Annotated in this window: 8 protein-coding genes; 4 read left to right on the forward strand and 4 right to left on the reverse strand. The window is 71.9% G+C overall.

The window, feature by feature from the left end; translation table 11 throughout:
• Positions 1-52 precede the first annotated feature (52 nt).
• The gene (locus ABZ939_RS17665) at positions 53-1,045 is read right to left on the reverse strand and encodes a DMT family transporter (protein ID WP_361855299.1); all 993 of its coding nucleotides are present in this window, start codon (positions 1,043-1,045) and stop codon (positions 53-55) included.
• 50 nt (positions 1,046-1,095) lie between these two features.
• Between ABZ939_RS17665 and ABZ939_RS17670 the strand changes: the two genes are divergently transcribed.
• A complete protein-coding gene (locus tag ABZ939_RS17670) occupies positions 1,096-2,001 on the forward strand; it encodes a LysR family transcriptional regulator (protein WP_361855302.1) in 906 nt (301 codons plus the stop codon).
• Between the two features lie 60 nt (positions 2,002-2,061).
• Here the strand turns inward: ABZ939_RS17670 and ABZ939_RS17675 are convergent, their stop codons facing one another.
• Positions 2,062-2,529: a pyridoxamine 5'-phosphate oxidase family protein gene (locus tag ABZ939_RS17675; RefSeq protein ID WP_361855304.1), complete on the reverse strand. Its 468-nt coding sequence runs from the start codon at positions 2,527-2,529 to the stop codon at positions 2,062-2,064.
• A 112-nt stretch (positions 2,530-2,641) separates the two neighbouring features.
• Here ABZ939_RS17675 and ABZ939_RS17680 point away from each other — a divergent pair, with 112 nt between their 5' ends.
• On the forward strand, positions 2,642-3,301 hold the full coding sequence (locus ABZ939_RS17680; RefSeq protein WP_361855307.1) for a cysteine hydrolase: 660 nt from the start codon (positions 2,642-2,644) through the stop codon (positions 3,299-3,301).
• Here the strand turns inward: ABZ939_RS17680 and ABZ939_RS17685 are convergent.
• Both ABZ939_RS17685 and ABZ939_RS17690 read right to left on the reverse strand, forming a co-directional pair.
• The gene (locus tag ABZ939_RS17685) at positions 3,288-3,710 is read right to left on the reverse strand and encodes a Rieske (2Fe-2S) protein (protein WP_361855310.1); all 423 of its coding nucleotides are present in this window, start codon (positions 3,708-3,710) and stop codon (positions 3,288-3,290) included. The genes ABZ939_RS17680 and ABZ939_RS17685 overlap by 14 nt on opposite strands.
• A 45-nt stretch (positions 3,711-3,755) precedes the next feature.
• A complete protein-coding gene (locus ABZ939_RS17690; protein WP_361855313.1) occupies positions 3,756-6,143 on the reverse strand; it encodes an alpha-N-acetylglucosaminidase in 2,388 nt (795 codons plus the stop codon).
• 540 nt (positions 6,144-6,683) lie between these two features.
• On the opposite strand from ABZ939_RS17690, the gene ABZ939_RS17695 reads away from it, so the two are divergent.
• A complete protein-coding gene (locus tag ABZ939_RS17695) occupies positions 6,684-9,410 on the forward strand; it encodes a S8 family serine peptidase (protein ID WP_361855316.1) in 2,727 nt (908 codons plus the stop codon).
• 218 nt (positions 9,411-9,628) lie between these two features.
• Positions 9,629-15,802, forward strand: a complete 6,174-nt coding sequence (locus tag ABZ939_RS17700; protein ID WP_361855319.1) for a DNRLRE domain-containing protein — start codon at positions 9,629-9,631, stop codon at positions 15,800-15,802.
• Positions 15,803-15,830: the final 28 nt, after the last annotated feature.

Consider the following 15,830-nt stretch of genomic DNA (forward strand, 5'->3'; position numbering starts at 1 on the left):
GGGCGGAATCGGGGTGGTCCAGGGCGCCGGGTCGACGGCGGAGGGTGGTGCCCTACGAGTGGCGGGACGCCGGGGTGGCCGGGGTCGCCGGCTGGGGCGCGGCGGCCTTGTCCGGGGAACCGGAGGCGCGGACGGCTCCCGTCGCCGAACGCGGCCCTCGGGTCTGGGTGAGCGCCGCGCCCGCGAGCACGATGACGGCGCCGACCGGGGTGTTCCAGGTGAGCTGCTCGTCCAGGAGGGCGACGCCCGCCGCCGTGGCGATGACCGGGATGAAGTACGTGACCATGGCGGCCGTCGTCGGGCCGACCTCGGCGACCACTCCGTACTGCAGCAGCATCGCGAAGCCTGTGCCCAGCGCCCCCAGGGCGATCACCGCGAGCAGCGGAACGATCTCGATCGACGACGGGAGCGAGGTGAACAGGGGCGTCACCACCGCCAGTTGGAGCGTCGCCAGGCCCACCTGGGAGCCGGCGAGCGAGAGGTTCGACGCGCCCGTGCCGGTCAGTGTGCGGCGCACGTAGATCCAGCCCACCCCGTAGCTGAAGGAGGCGAGCAGCGCCATCATCGTGCCGGTGACGTCGAGCCCGGAGAAGCCCTGCCAGGCGCCGAGCACCGTCAGCACGCCGATGAATCCGATGCCCAGACCCGCCGCACGCACCCGCGTCGGGCGGTCCTCGGAGAGCGCGACCAGTGAGAGGACCATGCCCCACAGCGGCGTCGTGGCGTTGCAGATGCCCGCCAGTGTCGAGGGGATCGTCAGCTCGGCGTACGAGAACAGCGAGAACGGCAGGGCGTTGAGCAGGAACGCGGCGACCGTGAGGTGCAGCCAGGTCCGGCGGCCGCGCGGCAGCCGCGCACGCTTGACGGCCATGGCGACGGCCAGCACCGCCGTACCGAACAGCAGGCGGCCGAAGGTCACCTGGAACGGTGCGAACCCTTCCGTACCGACCTTGATGAAGAGGAAGCTGAAGCCCCAGACAAGGGCCAGCACACCGAAGCGGATCCGCCAGTCGACCATCATGGGATCCAGAGTGGCGGCTGCCATCTCGTAGAACAAGCGAGATTAAATGAAGCCGTTGCCTTAGCATTGCTTACATGTTGAATCTGGAGCGCCTGCGGACCCTGGACGCCGTCGCACGGCACGGCTCGGTCAGCGGAGCCGCCGACGGACTGCACGTCACCACCTCGGCCGTCTCGCAGCAGCTGTCCAAGCTGGAGCGGGAGATCGGCCAGCAGCTGCTCGCCAAGAACGGCCGGGGCGTGCGGCTCACCGACGCCGGACTGCTGCTCGCGCAGCATGCCGCGCGCATCCTCTCCCAGGTCGAGATCGCCCAGGCGGACATCGAGGCGCAGCGCGGACAGGTCGTGGGCGAGGTCCGGATCGCGGCCTTCCCCACGGCCGCGCGCGGACTGCTGCCCGGCGCCCTCGGCGCACTGCGCACCGCCCATCCCGATCTGCGGGTGAGGACCACCGAGCTGGAGCCGGAGCAGGGCATCCGCGAGGTGCTGCGTGGGGACGCCGACCTCGCGATCGTCCTCGACTGGAGCAACAAGCGGGCGCCGGTGCCCGGCGGACTCGAGCGGGCCCATCTCCTCGACGACGCCGCGGACGTCGCCATGCCGGCCGACCACCCTCTCGCCGCGCGCGGTGAGGTGGACCTCGTGGACTTCGGCGACGAGGAGTGGGTCTCCTGGCCGGAGGGCGAGTTCTGTCACGACTGGCTCATGTTCACCCTGCGCTCGGAGGGCATCGAGCCGCGCATCGCCCATCTCGCGGGGGAGCACCACACTCAGCTCGCTCTGGTCGCCGCGGGCTTCGGCGTGTGCGTGACGCCACGGCTCGGCCGCGGCCCGACCCCGGACGGGATCGCGTTCGCCCCGGTCCGGCAGAGGATGCGCCGGCACATCTACGCGACCTGGCGCACCGACGCCGACCGGCGGCCGTCGATCCGGGCGGCGGTCGAGGCGCTCCAGAGCGTGGGGGAGCCGCTGGGCATCTGACGGGCTGGGCCGCACGCGGGTGGGCGCGCACCGGGTGGTACCGGGCGCGGGCCCGGGTGCTCAGAGGGTTGCCAGCTTGCGGAAGTCCCAGGAGACCACGGCGTCCGGTGTCAGCTTCAACCAGGCGTGCCGGCCGTCGTGCGGCATCGTGTCCAGGCCGAAGTTCTTCGCGGCGAAGAGCCGTTCGGGGTCGTCGAGTTCGGGGCAGGGCTCGCCGGTGCGCGGGGCTTCGCCGACGAAGACCACCGTGCCCGACAGCTCGGCGCCGCGCAGCTCCCCGTACTCCTCGCCGTCGTCCACGACCACCGCGATCCTGGGGTTGGCGCGCAGCTCCGCCCAACGGCGGCTCCGGGTGATCGAGTAGAGCCAGAGCGAGGTCCCGTCCCAGACGAACCAGAGCGCGCCGACATGCGGGCGGCCGTCGGCCGAGACGGTCGCCACCCGGCAGGTGCGCTGCTCGGTCAGGAAGGTGTCCAGCTCGGCCGGGGTCATCATGATCCGGCGTCCGCGGCGCTGTGCGACGGTCATCGGCCGCCCCCTTCTACGATTCTGATGAAGTGTCAGAAATCATGGGGGCTCTTCCCTCCTGGAGCAAGGGTGGTTAACCTCGCCCGCCCGGAGGACGAAGCCAGGGGGGACCATGACCAGCGCACATCAGTGGGCACAGCTCCAGGAGCAGCTCGACCCGGCCGGCACGGTCCTGCTCACCGTCGAGTGCCAGCAGGGCGTCGTGGGCCGGAACAGCGCGCTGCCGGAACTCGCCGCCGCCGCCCGCTCGTCGGGCGCCCTGCAGAACGTCGCCCGGCTGGTCGCGGCCGCGCACGAGGCCGATGTGCAGGTGCTGCACGCGGTCGCCGAGCGTCGACCGGACGGCCGCGGCGCCAACAGCAACGCCCGGTTGTTCCGGGCCGCCGCCCGGCTCCCCGTGCAGCAGCACAGCGGCAGCACGGCGGTACGGATCGCCGACCCCATCGAGGTCGCGGACCAGGACCTGGTGGTGCGGCGCCTGCACGGCCTCTCGCCCCTCGCCGGGACCGACGTCGACCCGCTGCTGCGCAACCTCGGTTGCCGCACGCTCGTCGTCACCGGCGTCTCCGCCAACGTCGCCGTTCCCAACGCCGTCTTCGACGCGGTCAACCTCGGCTACACCGTGGTCGTGCCCAGCGACGCCATCGCGGGGGTGCCGGCCGACTACACCCCCGCGATGATCCGTCACACGCTCGCGCTCGTCTCCACCATCGCCACCACCGAGGAGGTACTGGGCTGCTGGAAGAGCCCGCGGCGCGTCACGCGAGCGTGATCGAGTCCCCGTCGACCTTGATCGGGGTCGGCGGCAGCGGAGCGGTGGCGGGGCCGCCCTTCACGCTGCCGTCCGAGGCGTCGAAGAGGCTCTGGTGGCACGGGCACGTGATGACCCCGTCGGCGACCTTGCTGACGGCACAGCCCTGATGGGTGCACTTGGACGAGAACGCCTTGAACTCACCCGCCGCAGGCTGCGTGATCACCACCCCCTGGTCGGCCAGCACCTTGCCGCCACCCACCGGGATGTCCGCGGTCTTCGCCAGGGGCCCGCCCGCCTCCTTCGGGGCGTCCCCCGCCGCGCCGCCGCCCGCCGTGCCGTCCGAGCCGCTGCCGCAGGCGGTGAGTACGGCCACCAGGCCCGCGCCACCCGCCGCCGAGACCACCGTCCGGCGTGCCACTCCACTCATGTGCTCCCCTTCGTCTTCCTCTGTCGCGTCGAGACGATCGCCCTGTCAGGAGTCAGTACGCGCGAGCGCCCCGAATCGTTCAGCAGTGGACGAGATCGCCAGGACTTCCCGTACCTCGCCCGCCAGGGCGACCGGGTCACCCGACGGAGCCGTCGGGTAGGGCTCGTGACCGCGTGCCCAGGCGTCGTCCCGCGCGAACCAGTCGATGGCGACCGGATCCTTGCCGTTCACCAGCGCGCTGTCCAGACTCGCGAAGTACGCGGCCCAGCGCGGTGCGTAGACGTCCTTGACCAGCCCGGCCCATTCACGGTTGGCATAGTCGTGCAGGCCGCCCGCCTCACTGGGTCCCCGGTCGCCCCAGGTGGTCAGGATCGAGCGGGCGTCGTATTCCAGCCGGTCGCGCTCGGCGGGGTCGGCTCCCCAGGAGCGGGCGTCGGCGAGCCAGGGACCGAGCAGGAAACGCCGGTCGGAGCCGACCAGCCGTCCGAGCAGCTCCATGTCGGCGTTCCACTCGCGCACCAGCGCCCGGAAGCCCGCCAGATCCTTGGCCTCGTACGCGGCCCTGATGCGCGGCAGCAGGACGCGCCCGCGGTTGGTGAGCGCCTGCCGTGCCACGTCCACCAGGTCGAAGCGGTACGCGTCGGTGGTGCGGAGCTCAGGAGCCACCTGGAGGAGCTCGGCGAGCGCGCGTTCGACGGCGGCCGCGTCGTAGCGCATGGCGGTCGGACTCCAGCGCGCGGCCCTGGCCGCCGTCAGGCTCGGCCGCGCGGCGAAGAGGCTGTCCTGCGGCTCGCTCCACGTACCGGAAGGAGTGCTGTACGGGCCGAGCCGCAGCTGCTCCCACGCGGCGGCCGCGTGCGGGTCGGGCCCGCCGTATCGCCGGGCCGCGTAGGCGGCGAACCAGGCCCGCTGGTCGATCGGGTCCGGCTGCCAGGCGAGTTCGGTGAACAGGTCGAACGCGGCGGGGTTCCCTCCGGTGCCCTCCGGGAGGTGGGCGATGCCGCGCAGCGCGCTGCCGGGCTTGGCCAGCCACGCGTGGAAGCGGCTCGTCCACACGCCGGTGTTGGCGCCCAGGCTGGTGTGTCCGCCGAAGTTGGCGATCGAGCCGAAGGCGTAGGGTGTACCGCCCCACTGCGTCTCGCGGTCGAGGCTGTCGTGGCGGTCGGAGAGACCGTCCACGATCAGGACCCGGCTGCGGTCCACGCCGCTCAGGAGCGTCGCGGTCGGGTTTCGCTGCCAGCCGAGCATGACCCAGGTGGCGCCGGGATGCGCGGACTCCAGGGTCCGTTGGACTGCCCCGGCCGCCCCCGCGACATCGACCGGTCCCGGGGTGCCGCCCTCGTGCAGCAGGTCCATCTTGAACATGTCGGTCTCACCGAACCGGCGCTCCTGGACCCGGTAGTAGGCGGCGGCCAGCCGGTCGAAGACCGGCCCGGTCGGATCCAGCCAGTCGGGCCGGTCGAACCCCACCCACCTGCCCTGCGGAACCGTGACGGCGCCCGGGTTCCGGGCGGCGAAGTCCGGCGGCACCGTGCCGAAGAAGCCGGGCAGCACGGGTGTCATCCCCAGCGAGCGCAGGTGCCCCGCGATCCGGCTCCCCAGTGCCGCGCGGGCCTCGATCAGCTGCTCGGAGACCGGCCCCGCGAAGCCCGAGATGTTCTGGAGCAGCCACCAGCCCTGATGGGCCGGGCCCGGGATCCAGCGGCGCAACTCTTCCGCGTCGTAGCCGAACTCCTGGAGGGCCCGGTAGTACGGGTACTCGGCCCCCGTCGGCACGAAGACCTCGTTCACGCCGTGCAGCGCCATCAGGTCGATCTCGTGCCGGTACGAGGCGAAGTCGCGGTAGGCGCCGGTGTAGCCCTCGTCGGTGTCGTTGAGGGCGTAACGGTGGGGCACGGTCGCCGACCGGGTGAGGGTGCCGGGGACGGCGGGGAGGGTGGCGGGCAGCCGGTCGAGGCTGTCGCCGGGCCAGCCGATGTCGACCCCGGCGACCCGCTTCAGATACCAGCCCACTCCGGTGAGCAGGGTGCCCGGCGAGGTGCCCCGCACCTGGATCGCCCCCGCCGTGCCGGATAGGGAGAAGGAGGCGCCGGAGGTGGGCTCCTCGACCGGGACCAGGCTGAACTGCGCGGCCCGGGGGCCCAGCAGACGCTCCAGACTCGCCCGGGCGGGCGCCGGGTCGAAGGCGGGCCTGCCCGCGGATGCCGAGGCCGACGACGCCGAGACTGCGGATGCCGAGCCCGCGGATGCCGAGGCCGAGGACGCCGGGCCTGCGGATGCCGAGCCCGGGGACCGCGCGGCCGAGGAACCGACCGGCATGTGGTCGGCGGCTGCCGTGGAGGGGGTGGGGCCCGGCAGGCACAGCACGCCGGTCGCCGCCAGTACCAGGGCGGCCGGCGCCCGGCGGCATCGAAGGACCAGGTGATGGCGCATCTGGCTCCCTGCTCGGAGTGGTCGACGAATGCTGCGATCACTGTCCGCCGACCGGCGGTGCCTGGGCCGTAGGCGGAGCCGATGCCCCGGCGGCGCTCATCCTTGCGGGTGCACGCGTTCCGTTCGTGACTGGGGAGACCGTCCCTGATGTCGGACCGGCCGGCTCGCCCGGGCGCTGCCCACGTACGGCCGCCGGCCCCACGAGGGCGACGCCGAAGGCATCGTCCGATGGGGCGTCACCGCCCCGCCCGTAGAACGCCGTACGGTGACGCCGGTCCACAAGGTGGCGGCACCGTCCCACGTCGCCGGTCGCTGAGCGCTCGGGTTCGGCCGACGCGGATCAGGGACCGCGCCGCCCGAACCTGCGCGTCCTGCGAGCCCCCTCTCCCGCGCCTGAAGGGGGAGGGGGTTACTGCTCATCCTCGATAGGCCGTTCGATACCGTGTCGCCTTCTCACGCATGATCACGCGGGCATCCCCACTGCCCGCTTCACGATGGAGCGACATGAAACGACCTATATGGTCCACGGTTGTCATGGCGATGACAGCCGTGACTCTCGGCGCCATACCGGCCCACGCCGCACCGGTGAGCGCCGCTCCGGCAACCCCCACGACAGCCGAACCCTTCGACCCGGCCCTCCAGGAGGAGGTCGCCGACGGCGGCACGGTGAGGGTCAACGTCGTCACCAGGAGCCGTGCCGACCTGCCCGCCGCCGCCCGCGCCGGCAAGACGGGTAAGGCCCTCAAGACCCTGTCCACGCTGCCCGTGACCACGATGAACGTGGACAAGGCCGGTCTGGAGAAGCTGGCCGCCCAGCCCGGTGTCGTGAGCGTGACCGAGGACGTGGCCGTACCCCCCACCCTGGACTCGACCATTCCGGTCGTCGGCGCGGACAGGACCGCCGCTGCCGGCCAGACCGGCACCGGCAACGTGGTGGCCATCCTCGACACCGGCGTCGCCGTCAAGCACCCCTTCCTCGGCAACCGGGTGATCGCCGAGGCGTGCTTCTCGACCAACATCCCCGCCTCCGGCGTCACCAGCCTGTGCCCCAACGGCACCGAGCAGCAGGAGGGAGCGGGCGCGGCCGACGCGGAGAGCGGCCCCTGCGCCGCATCCGGCCTGTGCGACCACGGAACCCATGTCTCCGGTATCGCCGCCGGCAAAGGGCAGGGCCTGACCGGAGCTCCCAAGGCAGGCGTCGCCCCCGGCGCGAAGATCATCGCCATCCAGGTGTTCAGCAAGTTCAGCACCGAGGCATCCTGCGGCGTCGGAAAGGCGCCGTGCGTGCTCAGCTACAGCAGCGACCAGCTCGCGGCCCTGGAGAAGGTCCTGCAGCTGCGTCAGTCCGGGACGTCGGTCGTGGCGGCCAACATGAGCCTGGGCGGCGGCCAGCACACGACGGCCTGCGACACGGACTCCCGCAAGCTGGCCATCGACAACCTGCGCGCCGCCGGTGTCGCCACGGTGATCTCCGCCGGGAACAGCGCGTACACCGACGCGGTGGGCGCCCCCGGCTGCATCTCCTCGGCCATCACGGTGGGCAGCACCACCGACGACGACCAGCTGTCCTCCTTCACCAACAGGGGCCCCCTGCTCGACGTCTTCGCCCCCGGCAGCAACGTCGTCTCCTCGGTTCCCGGCAACGGCTACGCCGCGTACAACGGCACGTCCATGGCCGCCCCGCACGTGACGGGCGCCTTCGCGGTGCTCAAGCAGGCGTACCCGCGGGCGAGTGTCTCGGAGCTGGAGAAGGTCCTGGAGACCAGCGGGAAGACCATCAACTACGCGGGCGCCGCCACTCCGCGCATCAAGCTCGACCTGGCGCCGCGGATCACGGACTTCAACGGCGACGGCGTGGAGGACACGGTCGTCGGCGACCCGAAGGCGACCGTGGGCGGCGACGCCAACGCCGGTGTCGTCCGCGTGGTGTACGGCGGCGGCAAGGGCACCACCGAGATCGACCAGGACCTCGCCGCCGTGTCGGAAGGTGCCGAGCCGGGCGACTGGTTCGGGGAGAACCTCGCCACGTTCGACCACGACAGGGACGGCTACACCGACCTCGTGGTGGGTGTCCCGGCCGAGGACGTGGGCGCGAACACGGACGCCGGTTCCGCCCAGGTCTTCTACGGCGCCGCGGGCGGCCTGTCCACCGGCAAGGCCCCCCTCAACCTCGTCCAGGGCACCGGAGCGGGCTCGATCCTGTCCTCGGCCCCCGAGGCCGGCGACCGCTTCGGCGCCGCCGTCGCCGCCGGTCACACCACTGCGGGTGAGCCGTACCTGGTGATCGGAGTGCCGGGCGAGGACCTGGGCACCGTCGCCGACGCGGGCAACGCCCACTACCTGCGTGGCAGCGTCAACGTCGCCGTCCACCAGGACAAGCCGGGCATGGGCGGCGCGGCCGAAGCCGGCGACAAGTTCGGCTCCGCCGTCGCGGCCTCCGCGAACCACGTCGTCATCGGCTCGCCGGGCGAGGCGATCGGCACCCTGGCCAACGCGGGCGGGGTGCAGATCCTCAAGCACGATCTGAGCGCCGACGGCATTCCGGCCCCGGTCCAGGGCATCAGTCAGGACGACGACTTCGTGTCCGGCGCGTCCGAGGCGGGTGACCAGTTCGGCGCATCCGTTGCGGCCGTCGCGTACGTCCCGTCCGCCACGGGCACCGCGACCGACACCGTCTTCGCGGTGGGCTCCCCGGGTGAGGCCCTGGCGGTCGGCACCAGCACCATGAGCCAGGCCGGCGCCGTCCAGTCCTTCCGCGTCACCGGGGCAGGGGCGGTCACCCAGGCCGCCAACTTCCACGCCGAGGTCGAGAACGTGCAGGGTTCGGCCGAGGCCGGCGACAAGTTCGGCCAGAAGGTCTCGCTCGCCAACCTCGCGCCGCACGAGCCCGGAGCCGCCGATACTCTCGTCCTCGCGGTCGGGATCCCGGGTGAGGACGTCGGCACCACCGCGGACGCGGGTGCGGTGCAGACCTTCTACCCGTTCGGGGCTCCCGGTGACACCGACTTCTGGCTGGAGGCCGGCAACGCCTCCGGCCTGGGCGGCGCCCCGACGGCCGGCCACGCCATCGGCAACCACCTGGGCGCCACTGCCTCCCGGCTCTCCGTCGGTGTGCCCAACACCGCTCCGTACGGCGCCGCGCATGCCCTGCCGTGGGGCAACGCCACCGGCGGCCGTACCGGCGCGACGGGCACGGTGACCGTGCATCAGCCGGGCCAGAACGGCCTCCCGGCCGCGGGCGGCGGTTTCGGCTGGGCGATCGGCTGACCGCTGCGATGATCCGGGTCCGACCGGACGCACCTGAGCAGTGAGGCCCTGGAGGGTTCCCCTCCAGGGCCTCACCCGTTTCGGCCTGCCTCCCAATACCTCAAGAGAACCTCTGAATCCTATGGAGGTTTCTCGCCGTCAAAGCCCGATCGATCAACGAAGCGGAATTCTGTCTGCCGCACCACGTGACATGACCCAGACAAGATTTGGGAGAGATAGTGCCAAAGGGACCCCAGTGGTCGAGCAAGCACAGATCAACCCGTCAGCGGCTACGCCTGATCGCCGGCGCGGTCGCCGCCGTACTGGCCGCCGAGACGGCCGTGGTCGTCGCCACGACCGGCCAGGCCGTCGCACTCGCCTCGCAGCAGCCCGGAGCGCGGACCGCCGCCGAAGCCGCGCCCAAGGGCCCGGCCGTGGCCCAGGACGAGGCGTCCGCCCGGCTGATGGCGCGGTTGCAGAAGCGCAGGATCGAAGTCCTCTCGGTGCGCACCGAGACCTCGGCCACCTATGTGCTGCCCGACGGGCAGATGCAGACCGCCGTGTACGCGGCGCCGGTCCGCGTCAAGAAGGACGGCGCCTGGCAGGACATCAACACCACGCTCGCGGACGCAGGCGCCGACCTGAAGCCCCGGACCGCGACGGCGGACATCACCGTCTCGGACGGCGGCGACAAGAAGCTCGCCTCCGTCGGGCGCAGCGGGCGCAGCTTCGCGATGGGCTGGGAGAAGAACCTGCCCGCGCCGAAGCTCAAGGGCGATACCGCCGCGTACGACCTGGGCGGCGGTGAGACGCTGACGGTCACCGCGTTGCCGCAGGGCTTCTCGCAGAACGTCCTCCTGGCCAAGGCGCCGACGGAGCCGGTGAGTTACCGCATACCCGTCGAGGTCAAGGGACTCAAGCTGTCCCAGGCCCCCAGCGGACGGCTGCTCCTCAACGACTCCGCGGGCAAGCTGGTCGCCGAGGCGCCTGCGCCGATGATGTGGGACTCCTCCAAGGACCCGCGCTCGGGCGAGTCCAAGCACCTCGCCCGGGTGCCGGTGAAGATCGAGACCGCGAAGGACGGGAAGCAGACCCTCGTCCTGACGCCGGACCCGAAGTACTTCACCAAGGACCTCACCTACCCGGTCACGGTCGACCCGACCTCGACCCTGGCGGCCTCCACCGACACCTGGGTGGCCACCAACTACCCGGACTCGCAGGTCTCCTCGGACGAGCTGAAGTCCGGCACGTACGACGGCGGCACCACCAAGGCCCGCGCGTACGTGAAGTTCGATGTGTCGGCCTTCAAGGGCAAGCGCATCAACGACACCAACCTGGGCCTCTACTCGTACTACTCGTCGACCTGCTCGACCACCGGCTCCGGCACGCAGGTGCGGCGCATCACCGGTGACTGGAGCTCCTCCACGATCACCTGGGGCGCGCAGCCGGCGACCACCGACGTCGGTGCGATCACCAACACCGCCGCCAAGGGCTACAACTCCACCTGCCCGGCCGGCACCGTCGACTTCGACATCGACGCGATCGTGCAGGCGTGGGCCGACGGCCAGCCCAACTACGGTCTGCAGATCCGGGGCGTCAGCGAGACCGACTCGCTGACCTGGCGGCGATACCGCTCGGCGAACTACGTCAGCGGTGACCACGCCCAGGAGCCGCACCTGACGGTCACCTACGACTCGTACCCGGGTTCGCCGACCGCCTCCGCGATCTCGCCGTCCGCCGTCAACGCGTACAACGGCATCCGGTACGTGACCTCGCTGAACCCGACGCTGTCCGCGAAGGTCACCGACCCCGACGGCGCCACGGTCAGGGCCCAGTTCGAGATCACCCCCGACCCCGCGTACAACGACACCACGTACACGTACACGGGCACCAGCGCCGCCGTGGCCTCCGGGTCGACCGCGACGCTGACCATCCCCACGGCGAACTCGCTGCCGTCGGGGCCGAAGCTGCGCTATCGCGTGCGGGGTTACGACGGGACGTTCTACGGCCCGTGGAGCGCGTACATGCCGTTCGGCGTGAACACCGCCAAGCCTGCCGCGCCCACGATCAGCTGCCAGACGTACGCCAAGGACACCTGGACCGCCCGTGCGAGCGGCGGGGTGACCTGCACCCTGGACACGACCGCCACGGACGGCCAGGGCTACCTGTGGGGCCTGGACGACGCCAACCTGCCGAACCGCGTGGACGACACGGTCAACGGCACCGGCGGCGACCCGCTGACCATCTCGATCGACCCGGCCGACGGCTGGCACACCCTGCGCGCCAAGACCGTCGACTCCGGCGGCAACCTCTCCACCACCGTCACCAGCTACAGCTTCGGTGTCGGCGCCGACGGCGCGGCCGTCATCTCTCCCGCCGACGGTGACGACACGGCGCGCCGCGTCTCCCTTGAGGCCAAGGGCAAGGCCGAGTACACCGGTGTGACGTACGAGTACCGGCGCGGCGAGACCGACGCCTGGAAGACCGTGCCGGCCGCTCAGGTGACCACCACCTCGGGCGGGGCCGTCAGCTGGCCCGCCCAGGTCACCTCCGGCACCGCCCCTCCGCTGGTGTGGGACGCGGCCACCTCGCTGGCCGAGGACGGCGTGCTCGAACTGCGGGCCGTGTTCGACACGGGCACGACCGCCAAGTACAACTCCCAGGTCGTCGAGGTCACCCTGGACCGCCAGGCGGGCAGCGCGCCGAGCCTGGAGGTGGGTCCCGGCACGGTCAACGCCCAGACCGGTGACTTCACCTTCAGCGACACCGACACGGAGTTCTTCGGGCTCTCCGTCGAGCGTGCGCACTCCTCGCGCCAGCCGGTGGCGCAGGACGTCCAGGAGGGCCAGGCCGCCATCTTCGGCCCCAACTGGTCCTCCGGCGTGAGCGCCGAGGACGCGGGCACCGACTGGACGGTCCTGCGCAAGACCTCGGCCACCTCGGTCGAGATCCTGGACTCCGAAGGCGTCGCCACCGCCTTCACCGCGACCAGCGGCGGCGGCTGGAAGGCCGAGTCGGGCTCCGAGGACCTGACCCTGACGGGCTCGCTGAGCAGCACGTTCACCCTGAAGGACACCAGCGGCACCGTGAGCGTCTTCCGTAAGGTCGACGCGGCGGCGACCTCCTGGACGCTGGCCACCACCGCCCTGTCGGTCGACGACTCCACCACCACCGTGGTCTCCGAGAAGGTCACCGTCGGCAGCGCGGTCCAGTCCCGTCCCAAGTACCTGATCGGCGCCACCTCGGCGGTCGACGCGCCCACCTGCCAGGCCACGCCCGCCACCAACGGCTGCCGGGTCCTGGAGTACGTGTACGCGTCCTCCACCACGGCCACGGCGAGCGCGTTCGGCAACTTCGCCGGTCAGGTCGCCCAGATCAAGCTGTGGGCCACCTCCCCGGGTGCGGGCGCTGCCACGGCCGAGACCGTCGTCCAGTACGCGTACGACACCTCCGGGCGGCTGCGCGAGGTCTGGGACCCGCGGATCAGCCCGGCGCTGAAGACCGCGTACGACTATGACAGCGCGGGCAGGCTCACCACGCTGACCGAGCCCGGCGAGCTGCCGTGGACGCTGGCCTACGGCAAGGCGGGCACGGCGGTCACCGCGGGCGAGGGCATGCTCCTTTCCGCGTCGCGGCCGACGCTGACGCAGGGCAGCGCCACCCAGACCGACGGCGGCAAGGCGACCACCTCGGTCGTCTATCAGGTGCCGGTGTCGGGTTCCAACGCCCCGTACCAGATGAACGCGGCCGCGGTCGCCGTCTGGGGCCAGGGCGACGCCCCGGTCGAGGCCACCGCAGTCTTCCCGGCGGACCAGGTCCCCGCCTCCAACGTCGGCACCTCGCTGGCCGCGAACTCGTACAAGCGGGCGACGATCGTGTACGCCGACGCGTCGGGCCGTGAGGTCAACACGGCGCTGCCGGGCGGCCACATCGACTCCGTCGACTACAACCAGTACGGCTCCGAGGAGCGCTCCCTGACCGCCGGCAACCGGGCCCTCGCGCTCGGCGCCACCGACGCGGCCAAGGCGCAGCTCACCCGGCTCGGCATCATCGACGCGACCGTCGCCGAGCGCGCCGAGCAGCTGTCCAGCCGCACGGTGTACACCGAGGACGGGCGCCGCGAGACCGAGGAGTCCGGCCCGCTGCACCTGGTCACGCTGGAGCGCGACCTGTCCGGGGGCACCACCGAGGGGACGCTGCCCGCGGGCAGCGAGGTCCCGGCCCGTACGCACACCGTCAACACCTACGACGAGGGCCGTCCCGCCGACGCGGCGGTGCAGGATCTGGTGACCACCGCGGTCACCGGGGCCGCCGTGCAGGGGTACGCCACCGACGCCGACCGCCGCACAACGGCGACCGGCTACGACTGGACCTCGGGCCAGCCGGTGCGCAACGTCGTCGACCCGGGCGGCCTGGCGGTCACCACCACCACGGCGTACGACGCCGCGGGCCGCAAGACCAAGGAGACCTCGGGCCGTTCGAGCGGCAGCGACGCGCTGACCACCCTGACCGAGTACTGGACGGCGACCGGCACCGGAGCCTGCGCGGGCAAGCCCGCCTGGGCCGGTCTGGTGTGCCGCACCCGCCCGGCCGGCACGGTCACCGGCGGCGGCTCGAACCCGGCCGAGCTGGCCACCAAGACCTATGGGTACGACCGCTGGGGCAATGTCTCCTCGGTCACCGAGACCGCCAACGGCGCCACCCGCACCACCACGATCACCACCGACGCGGCGGGCCGCCAGACCAAGTCCGCCGTCACCGGCGGCGTGGGCACGGCGATACCCGAGGCGACGACGGTCTACAACCAGCAGAATGGCGAGGTCGCCTCGCAGACCGCCGCCGGTGCCACCGTGGCGTACGGCTACGACGCCCTCGGTCGCCGGATCAGCACCACCGACGGCAGCGGCAACACCGTCACCACGGCGTACGACACCCTGGACCGGCCGGTGACGGTCTCCGACTCGGCGCCGTCCACCACCACGTTCGCCTACGACACGGCCGCCGAGCCGCGCGGTCTCGCCACCAAGGTGACCGACTCGGTCGCCGGGGCGTTCGCGGGAACCTACGACGCGGACGGCGAGCTCGCCACCGAGTCCCTGCCCGGCGGCGTCACGCTGACCGTGGACCGGGACCCGGCGGGCAACACCACCGCCCGCAGGTACGCGGCCGCCGACGGCACCGCCCTGCTGGCGGACACCACCGGCCACACCGCGCACGCGCAGCAGGCCGGGCACAACCAGTCCGACGGCACCGCCACCTCCACCGCGTACACCTATGACGCGGCGGGTCGGCTCGTGACCGCGAAGGACACCGCGGACGCCCTGTGCACCCGCAGGTCCTACGCGTTCGACGCCAACAGCAACCGCACCGGCCTGACCACGGCCGACTGCTCCCAGGGAGGAACCGGCTCCACCAGCACCTCGCACACGTACGACAGCGCCGACCGGATCGTCGACAGCGGCTACGGCTACGACGCCTTCGGCCGCACCACCGCGACGCCGGCCGGTGCCCAGCTGACGTACTACGCCAACGACCTCGTCCACACCGAGACCGTCGGCGACCGCCGCCAGACCTGGAACCTCGACGCCACCGGCCGCCTGGCCGCGTGGACCGTGGAGGCCAAGGGCACGGACGGCATCTGGACGCAGACCGAGTCCAAGAAGCACCACTTCGGCACCGGGGACAACCCGACCTGGACCGCCGAGGACGCCCAGGGCACCGTCACCCGCTACGTCAACGGGCTCAGCGGCCAGTTGACCGCGACGACGGACAAGACCGGCGGGCTCGTCCTGCAGCTGCTCAACCTGCACGGCGACGTCTCGGTGCAACTCCCGGCGGACACCGCCCAGGCGCCCGTGGTGCTGCGCACCGACGAGTACGGCAACCGGACCGAGGGCACGACCGCCGCGCGGTACGGCTGGGTCGGCGGCCACCAGCGCTCCTCGGAGACGCTGAGCGGCTCCACGCTGATGGGCGTCCGGCTGTACTCGCCGGCCACCGGCCGCTTCCTGCAGCCCGACCCGGTCCCGGGCGGCTCGCTCAGCGCCTACGCGTACCCGGGCGACCCGGTCAACGCGCAGGACCTGGACGGTCAGCGCTGGAAGAAGAAGAAGGTCTGGAAGGTCAAGAAGAAGAAGGCCAAGAAGCTGGCCCGCGCCCTCAAGGCAGGCGCGCGCCTCGCGTCGGCCTTCGGCAGGATCGGCCTGACCATGCCGGCCTTCTGGGCCAAGATCGCGGGCCTGGCGCTGGAAGCCATCGGCGGAGCGATGCGGTGGTTCGCCACCGAGATCCAGATCAAGAACGCGATGCCCAAGAGCAAGGGCGTCAAGATCACGGTCGGGATCTGGCAGCACAAGGGCTTCTGGTCGTGGGTGATGTACCCGAAGATCAAGGTCAACCGCTGGAAGAAGTAGCGTCCTGAGGGAGGGGGCCGGCGCGCCC

Origin of the sequence: Streptomyces sp. NPDC046712, from assembly GCF_040645695.1 — a bacterium.
GTDB lineage: Bacteria > Actinomycetota > Actinomycetes > Streptomycetales > Streptomycetaceae > Streptomyces.